Here is an 8257-nt window from a genome sequence, read left to right on the forward strand (position 1 = left end):
GATCCCCCACCCCCACCCCGATCCGCTCCACCATCACATCCGACAACCGCACAGACGCCTCCGCCATCGTCGATTGATCAGACACCGAATCCCAAAAACCCTGGTGCAGGCTGCCACCGATCAACTCGGCGAGAAGCAGGCTGATCTGGTCGTAGAAGCCGGCCACCTCGCTCTGCGCGCCAACGGACCTCGTCTTCTGTGCGGCATCACTCATCGACGCCATCCCTTCTAACGTTCCAACTGATGGAGCCAGAACCTCACCGGCGCGGGCTCGTCGAAGTTCTTGCTGCCCCATGCCTTACGTGCCAGCTTTCGGAAGACCCCGCCCACGGGGCAGTCCGTGGCCAGAAACTCCTCGACGCGCCGGTCCCGGACCGCGGCCCTCATGTCCAGGAATCCCTGGACGAACAGATCCCTGTCGAAATCGACGGCGGGCCGGCGCCCGAGCGGTCGGGTCCCGTCCGCCATGGCGTCGATCTCCTCCTTACGGAGGTCCGCCCCCATCAGACCGGCGAACCTGTCCGCCGCGACCAGGCCCATCACGTACGACTCCGACCCGGAACGGTCGCCAAGGCCACGGCTGTCGACCTTCCCATCGCGGATCCAGCTCGCGATCTCGTAGGCCAGGATGCCGAACGGATACTGCTCCGGCGGATTGAAGACGTCGGTCTGATCGGCGAGGTTGGTGCAGACCGTGACACAAAATGGCGTGTCGGCATTGGGATATCCCAGCGATACGGCCCACCAGCCGAACGCATAGTGGCCCACCGCACGGATGCAGTAGTCCTTCGCGTCGGGATTTCCGACGGTGTGAACGCCCAACCCCACGTTCACGTCACTTCGCGCGGTGGTCCGCGGCTCGAGAATGGTGTGCACGACGTTGTCGCCGAATACGCCCCCGCGACTCATCAGGGCCAGCATCAGCTTGGTGAAATCGCTGGTGGTCATGACCACGCCCACGGAGTGGTAGGGCGCGCACTCCATCCACGGCAGCGGGGTGGCGTGCTGGCCGAACAGCATGTGACCCGTGGTGCAGCGCTCCCGCACCGCCGCCCAGTTCGGGCTGTCCCACCAGGCGGTGTCGTGCATGCCGAGCGGGTCGAAGATCTCCGCCTTCGCGTAGTGACCGAGCGGCATCCCGGTCACCGCCTCCGCGACCAGCGGCGCCACCTGATACATGAAGGACGACGACCGCCACTGCCCGGTATCGGCCGAGTCGACGAACCGCGACGCTCCGGTGCCGTATTCCCAGGTCGCGTCCCGCGCCAGCTCGCGCTTGACGTATTCGCCCGCCGGCTCCGGGGTCCCGGTCCACTCGTACCCGTCGGTGGCGGCGCCGGTGAGCATCGCCAGCGCCTTGGTGAGGGTTATGGTGCCGCCCTTGGGATTGGTGACCGGAAATGGCAGGTGGGTGTCGATCGGTTCGTCCAACTGCAGCCGGCCGGCGTCTGCGAGTTTGACCACCGCTGCGGACACCAGAAGCTTGCCCAGGCTGCCGAGGCGCATCGTGTGATCGACGGTCAGCGGCGCACCCGTCGAGACGTCCGCGACCCCGAAGGGCAGCGTCAGCAAGGGCTGCCCCTTGACGCCTACCGTGACCAGTGCACCGGGCGCACTGGTGGCTTCCAGCACGGACGGCGCCACCCGGTTGATCCCTTCACGCAGAGCAGTCGGTGTCAATGGCACGGAATCTCCCTACCGGCTTCGGACTACACGGTCAGGCGCTGGGGCCAGAGCCAGAACGACCCGGGTGATGTCGGAACAGAACGGCGAACGGGATCCGACACCGGCGTCACCTCGCCACCGAGGTCACGTTGCCGCACCACGCCGGCCGCAACAATCCCCCATTTCCCGGGGTACCCGTCAGGCAATGGGAGTGCTATTCTCGGGCGCCGCCGGAGCCATACCGGGGAATCGGTCACACAAATTCATTCTCATCGAGCATTACATGTACGATGGCGGGGTCGCTGACGCCGAAACACATTGAGGCGAACCCATGCGAATTCTCTTTTCCAGTGCGCCGCAGTACGGCCACACCTATCCCCTGCTACCGCTGGCCATCGCCGCCCGGGAGGCCGGGCACGAAATCTCCTACGCCATCGACGTCGGGTTCCACCCGCTGGTACGGCGACTCGGTTTCCGGCCGGTCCGAGCCGGCGTGAACACCCGGGCCGGGGCGGCCAAGGCCCTCCAGGGACAGGCACCGCCGCCGCCGAATCCCAGCTGGCGGGAGACCATCCCGGTGGCGGTGCACGTCTTCACCGAGGCCGTGTTCCGGCCGGTCGCCGCCGATCTGCTCCCGCTGCTGCGTGAGGACCCGGTCGACCTGGTGGTGTACGAACCGGGCAACCCCGGTGCGGCACTGGTGGCACACCACCTCGGCATCCCCGCGGTCTGCCATGGCTTCAGCCGCGCCAGCCTGCTGAGTGACGACTTCCAGGCGATGGCCGCGGACCGCGTTCGCGGGGCGGCGACACAGGTCGGGCTGACGGTGCCGGACGCGGCGTTCCCGACCTTCGGCGACCCGTACATCGACGTCTATCCGCCGTCCCTCCAGGAGCCCTCGTTCCTGGACGAGCCCGCCCGGGTACCGCTGCGGCCGACGGCCTTCGCCGAGCCGGGCGAGTTGCCCGCCGTCGTTCGCCGCGACCGGGACCGGCCGCTGGTCTACCTCACCCTGGGCACGGCCGTGGGTACGGTGCCGCCGCTGCGCGCGGCGATCGAAGGGCTGTCCAGGTTGGACATCGACCTGCTGGTGGCGGCAGGGCCCGCGGCGCCGGCGGGCGAACTCGGTGACCTGCCCGGCAACGTGCATGTCGAAGCCTGGCTGCCACAGGCGGACGTGATGCCCCACCTCGATCTGGCGGTGCACCACGGCGGGTCGGGAACCACGCTGAGCGCGGCCGCCGCCGGAGTGCCGCAGTTGTTCCTGCCGGTCCTGGCCGACCATTTCGTCAACGGCAACGGGTTCGCCGCCGCGGGGGCGGGCACCTGGCTGCTACCCGAAGGCACCGTACGGTTCGAGGACCGCCGGCGCAACGACGCCGTCGCCGCGCCCGCCATCGCCGCCGCGGCGGAGGCCCTGCTCGCCGACCCGGAGGCAACGAAGGCGGCACAGCGGGTCGCCAGCGAGATCGCCGAGATGCCCGGCCCCGCGCAGGTTGCCGCCCGCCTGCCGGGGCTGGCCCGCTGATCACCCGTGCCGGGAAGCGGCCCGTCGCCCGCCCGGCGACAGGAGACCGGGCCGGGCGACTCCCGCAGGAACGGATGCGGTCAGGCGGCCCCGGCGCGCGTCGCGGTGACCGCCACCGTGGTGTAACTCATCGTGAAGCTTCCCCCGGCCGCGTCGACCGCGGCACCGAGGCCCTCCTGCAACTGGTTCAGCTTGGCCGGCGGAAGCAGGTGGTGTCCGCCGAAGGTCGGCACCTGGTACACCCAGTCGTCACGGGTGTAGACCTGTTCCCAGTCGAACCGCCACTCTTCCGGCTCGTCGAACGCCGCCGCGTGACGGATGCCGTCGGCCGCCTTGGTGAAGAACACCGAGTATCCCTCGAGCGCGGGCATGACCGACTGGTAGACCGGCATGTCCGGCATCACCTCGCGGTACACCGCGGCGAAGGCGTCGTTCACCTCCGGCGGGGGCTGGAAGACGTTCCAGAAGACCACCAGCCGGCCACCGGGACGCAGCGCCTGCGCGGCCTTGGCGCCGCCGGCGACCGCGTCCACCCAGTGCCAGGTCTGTCCCGAGACGATCGCGTCGAACTGCCGGCCGGCGGGCTCCCACGCTTCGAACGTCGCCACCTCGGTCTCGACTCCGGTGCCCCGCGCGAACTCGGCCATTCGCGCGTCGGGCTCGACGCCGAGCACCTTGCAGCCGGCCGCCGCGAGCTGCCGGGCCACGATGCCGGTACCGGAGCCCACGTCGAGCATCTCGGGCCCGGGGGTGGCGGCGACGATCTGCTCCACCAGGGCCTGTGGATAGCGGGGACGGGCACGGTCGTAGCGTTCGGGATCCGCACCGAACGACTCCGCGACCTGTCGTTGCTGATGGAGCTTCGGCTCGGAAGTCGGATTAGTAGGCATGCGCCCACAATAGGTGGGCGCTCGCCCGTGGTGTCAACCCGTTCGGACCGACCAGTCGCCACAACTCCCCTCAAAACGGCCACAGTCAACCGGCTGAAGATCGACGATCACACCTCGCCGGCGTTGACGAGTGGGCGAGCGCCCACTAGGGTGACCGCATGCCCACTGAACCGATCGCCGAGGCCTCGTCGACGCGGGACACGCTCACCATGGCCGCGGCACGCGGTGGTTACACGACACCGGCACCGGTTCAGGCGATGTGGCGGGAAGCCCCGGTGCGACAGTTCACCACCGAGTCGGGCAGGCTCGCGTGGCTGGTGACGGGAATGCGCGAAGTCCGGGCCGTGCTGTCCGACCCGCGGTTCAGCCGCGCCGAGGCGCGCCGCCTGGGTGCGGTCATCGGACCGGCGGCGATCTTCAAGAATCCGGGAATCAACGATCTGGATCCGCCCGAGCACACCCGGCTGCGCCGTCTCGTCTCCGGCGCGTTCAGCGCACGCCGCATGCGTGCCCTTCGTCCACGCATCCAGCGGATGACCGACGAGCTCATCGCCTCGATGATCGCGACCGGCCCGCCCGCCGACCTCGCATCCGACCTGTGCTACCAGGTGCCCATCTCGGTCATCTGCGAGATTCTCGGCGTGCCGGACGAGGATCTGGAGCGGTTCCGGGGCTGGGCGGAGCGGGTCACGTCCACCGGTGCCTACCCACCCGAGGAGGCCGTGGCCGCGCTCAGGGCGATGGTCGCCTACATGGCCGGCCTGGTCGACGCCAAGCGCCGTGATCCCGACGAGAGCCTGCTGCACGACCTGATCACGGCCCACGACGAGCAGGACCGGCTGAGCGAGGACGAGCTGGTGACCCTGGGATGCGGCCTGTTGCTCGCCGGCAACGAGTCGACCGCGACCATGCTGAGCAAGGGACTCGTGGCCCTGCTGGCCAATCCCGACCAGCTGGCGGCGCTGCGTGCCGACCCATCCCTGATCCCCGCCGCGGTCGAGGAGATCCTGCGCTTCTCCACGCTGGGGGTCCGCCCGTACAGTGGCCACCTTCGAGGCACCACGTCCGACGTGAACCTCGGCGGCGTCACCATCCCCGCGCACTCGGTGGTCTACGCCTGCCTGCCGGCCGCCAACCTGGACCCGGCGGCGTTCCCCGCCCCCGAGAGGCTGGACGTCACCCGCACGGGCGCGGTGGGTCACGTCGCCTTCGGTCACGGCATACACCACTGCCTGGGAGCCCAGCTCGCCCGAATGGAGCTGGAGGTGGTCATCGGCAGCACACTGGCCGCCTTTCCCGGGCTTCGGCTGGCCGTCCCCGTCGACGACATCCCCTACAAGGACGGGTTCCTCATTACCGGGGTGCGCGCGCTGCCCGCGACCTGGTGAGGTCCTGGTGAGGAGATCGTGATGCGAGTTCTCGTGCTGGGCGGTACCCGCTTCGTGGGACGAAGCATCGTCGAAGCGGCGCTCGCCCGCGGAGACAAGGTGAGCGTCCTGAACCGCGGCGTCAGCCGGCCCGCACCCGAGGGTGTCGACACCCTGATCGCCGACCGAACCGATCCGCGGGCACTCGGCGACGCCATCGGCGAGCGGGAGTGGGACGCGGTCATCGACACCTGGACGGGCGCTCCTCGAGCCGTCCGTGACAGCTGCGCGCTCCTGGCCGGCCGCGTCGGCCACTACGGCTACGTCTCCAGCCGGGTCGTCTACGACAAGCCGATCCCGGCCGGCGCGGACGAGAGCGCGCCAGCCATCGACGGCGACCCGGACGACGAGGCCGACGGCTTCTATCCCACGGCGAAGCGCGGAAGCGAGATCGCCGTCCTGCGGGCGTTCGAAGACCGTGCCCTGCTCGCGCGACCGGGACCCGTGTTCGGCCGGTACGAGGACGTCGGCTCGCTGACCTGGTGGCTGCGTCGCATCCAGCGCGGTGGACGGGTCCTGGCGCCCGGCGATCCCTCCGACCCGCTGCAGTACGTCGACGTCCGGGATTTCTCGACCTGGATGCTGGATGCCACCGAGCGGCGCCTCCCCGGCACGTTCAACACGCTGTGCCGGCCCGGCAGCCACACCATGGGCGAGCTGCTCGACACGATGCGGCGGGTCACGCGGTCCGACGCGGAGCTGGTCTGGGTGGCCGACGACGTCCTCCTGTCCGCGGGCATCCGCCCGTATCTGGATCTGCCGCTGTGGCTTCCCGGCAAGGGCGGTGGCATGCACGACGCCGACGTCTCCGCCGCGCACGATGCCGGACTCGACACCAGCCGTCCGCTCGACGACACCGTCGCCGACGCGTGGTCCTGGCTGCGGCGTGAGGGCGAGCCGCCCTGGCAGGACACCAGCCGTGGGCTGGACCGCTCCCTCGAGCAGCGGGTACTCGACCGCCTCGGCTGACTCCGGACACCTGTTGGGGGCGCGGGCCGGCGAGAGCCGGCCCACGCCCCCTTTCCGGTGCGTCAGCGTCCGGGCGTCCCGTCCCAGCTGATCGGCAGGTCAGCGGGTCCGCGCACGCCCAGCCCGTCCTTCCATTCGATGTCGGCCTCGGGGCCGGCGATACGCAGACCGGGCAGCCGCTTCAAGAGCGTGCCGAGAGCGACCTGAAGCTCCATCCGGGCCAGTGGGGCGCCGAGGCAGTGGTGCGGGCCGTGCCCGAAGTTGAGATGCGTCGCCTCCGCACGGCGCAGGTCGAGGCGCTCCGGGTCGGTGTAGACCGACTCGTCGCGGTTGGCCGAAGGCAGGACGGGCAGCACCGCGTCGCCCGCCTTCACCAGGACGCCGTTCAGCTCGACATCCGCCAGGGCGTAGCGTGGTATGGCTCCGAGGACGCTCAGCGGGATGAAGCGTTGCAGTTCCTCGACGGCGCGAGGCAGCAGTCCCGGATCCGCGCGCAGCTCAGCCAGCTGGTTGGGATGGGTCAGCAGGACGTAGACGAAGTTGGTGATCTGCGAGGCGGTCGTCTCGTGCCCTGCGAGGATCATGCTCTGGACCAGTCCGAGCAGCTCCCGGTCGCCGAGCCGATCGTCGTTGTCACGCGCCGCCACGAGGGCCCCGAGCAGGTCGTCCGTCGGTGTCTTGCCGCGCTGGGCGATCAGGTCAGCCAGGTATCCGGAGAGCTGCATCAGGCACTCGCGCACCTTCTCCGGCGCGTACCTGGTGGTCGGGACGAAGGCCTCAGACCACATCCGGTAGGTCGCCCGGTCCTCCTCCGGCACGCCCAACAGGTCGCAGATGACCGTGACCGGAAGCTGCAGCGCGAAGTCCTCGACCAGATCGGCCGGAGGCCCCTTGGCCACCATCGCGTCGACGAGTTCGTCGGCGACCTGCTGGGCACGAGGCCGCAACTGCTCGATCCGGCGCACGGTGAACGCCTTGGCGACCAGCCGACGCAGCCGGCTGTGATCCGGCGGATCGAGGTCCATGATGCTGCCCGGAGGCGCGAAGAAGGGTCGCATGCGGGGCTGGTCCCGGCCCGCGCCGGCCGCCCGGCTGAAGCGCGGGTCGGAGAGGACGAGCTTCACATCCTCGTACCGGGTGATCAACCACGCGGGCTCCCCGTAGGGCAACCGCACTCGGATCGTCGTCTGGGTGCGCAAGGTCGCCAAGAGGGGTTCGGCATCCAGTCGCCGGGGGGTGCTGAACGGATAGGGCCTGGCCTCGGTGGCGGTCATCGCGGACTCCTCACTGCCGATGTGTCACTTCGATGGCGGCCGAGGGCAGCACGCGGCCGCCTCGACGACGACGTCGTACTGCTCGGGCGCCGGGGTGTCGCTCAGGAGAACCACGACGCCGTCCTGGTCACGCTGGTCGAAGACCGACGGCGCGAGCATGCGCACCGCCCGGACCCGACGCACTTCGCGGTGTCGGTGGTGACGTTCACCGGGACTACTCGCGCTCGTCGGCGGGCGGAACGGCAGCCGTCTCCGGCGCGGTCGCGACGACGATGCCGTAGCCGAAGGTGACGGACTCCTGAAGTGGGAGGACGCTCTCGTACTGCGCCACGACCCGCTCGCCGAACTTCCGCACCAGCTCGGCCCGGTCGTCGGTCAGCTTCTGCCGCATGCGCTCTCGCGTGCGCGCCACCGTGTGCTCGGTGACGTCCGTCAGCTCGACGGGGATCAGACCGGCCTGTTCCAACAGGGACTCGTAGTCCGCCAACCGGATCGGCTTGGCCA

Annotated in this window: 7 protein-coding genes and 2 pseudogenes; 3 read left to right on the forward strand and 6 right to left on the reverse strand. The window is 69.8% G+C overall.

Going from position 1 to position 8257, the window contains the following annotated elements; genetic code table 11:
• Together AB0M79_RS36150 and AB0M79_RS36155 are read right to left on the reverse strand one after the other, a co-directional pair.
• A pseudogene (locus AB0M79_RS36150) lies at positions 1-214 on the reverse strand (hypothetical protein); the annotation flags it as partial.
• Positions 215-228: 14 nt separating this feature from the next.
• Complete coding sequence (locus AB0M79_RS36155) at positions 229-1686, reverse strand: serine hydrolase domain-containing protein (RefSeq protein WP_364223291.1); 1458 nt, start codon at positions 1684-1686, stop codon at positions 229-231.
• A 310-nt stretch (positions 1687-1996) separates the two neighbouring features.
• On the opposite strand from AB0M79_RS36155, the gene AB0M79_RS36160 reads away from it, so the two are divergent.
• Positions 1997-3193 carry a glycosyltransferase gene (locus AB0M79_RS36160; RefSeq protein ID WP_364223294.1) on the forward strand — a complete coding sequence of 399 codons (1197 nt, stop codon included), beginning with the start codon at positions 1997-1999 and terminating at the stop codon, positions 3191-3193.
• An 80-nt stretch (positions 3194-3273) separates the two neighbouring features.
• On the opposite strand, the gene AB0M79_RS36165 is transcribed toward AB0M79_RS36160, so the two are convergent.
• A complete protein-coding gene (locus AB0M79_RS36165) occupies positions 3274-4083 on the reverse strand; it encodes a class I SAM-dependent methyltransferase (RefSeq protein WP_364223297.1) in 810 nt (269 codons plus the stop codon).
• Positions 4084-4241: 158 nt separating this feature from the next.
• Between AB0M79_RS36165 and AB0M79_RS36170 the strand changes: the two genes are divergently transcribed.
• Positions 4242-5471 carry a cytochrome P450 gene (locus tag AB0M79_RS36170; RefSeq protein ID WP_364223300.1) on the forward strand — a complete coding sequence of 410 codons (1230 nt, stop codon included), beginning with the start codon at positions 4242-4244 and terminating at the stop codon, positions 5469-5471.
• A 21-nt stretch (positions 5472-5492) separates the two neighbouring features.
• Positions 5493-6479, forward strand: a complete 987-nt coding sequence (locus AB0M79_RS36175; protein WP_364223303.1) for an NAD-dependent epimerase/dehydratase family protein — start codon at positions 5493-5495, stop codon at positions 6477-6479.
• Between the two features lie 62 nt (positions 6480-6541).
• Here the strand turns inward: AB0M79_RS36175 and AB0M79_RS36180 are convergent, their stop codons facing one another.
• The 3 genes and pseudogenes from AB0M79_RS36180 to AB0M79_RS36190 all read right to left on the reverse strand — a co-directional run.
• Positions 6542-7753: a cytochrome P450 gene (locus AB0M79_RS36180; protein WP_364223306.1), complete on the reverse strand. Its 1212-nt coding sequence runs from the start codon at positions 7751-7753 to the stop codon at positions 6542-6544.
• A 24-nt stretch (positions 7754-7777) separates the two neighbouring features.
• Positions 7778-7962, reverse strand: a pseudogene (locus tag AB0M79_RS36185) (ferredoxin).
• Positions 7963-7967: 5 nt separating this feature from the next.
• A partial coding sequence (locus tag AB0M79_RS36190; RefSeq protein ID WP_364223309.1) for a hypothetical protein occupies positions 7968-8257 on the reverse strand: 290 nt, incomplete at its 5' end.

This window comes from Polymorphospora sp. NPDC051019, from assembly GCF_040683055.1.
GTDB classification, from domain to species: domain Bacteria; phylum Actinomycetota; class Actinomycetes; order Mycobacteriales; family Micromonosporaceae; genus Polymorphospora; species Polymorphospora lycopeni.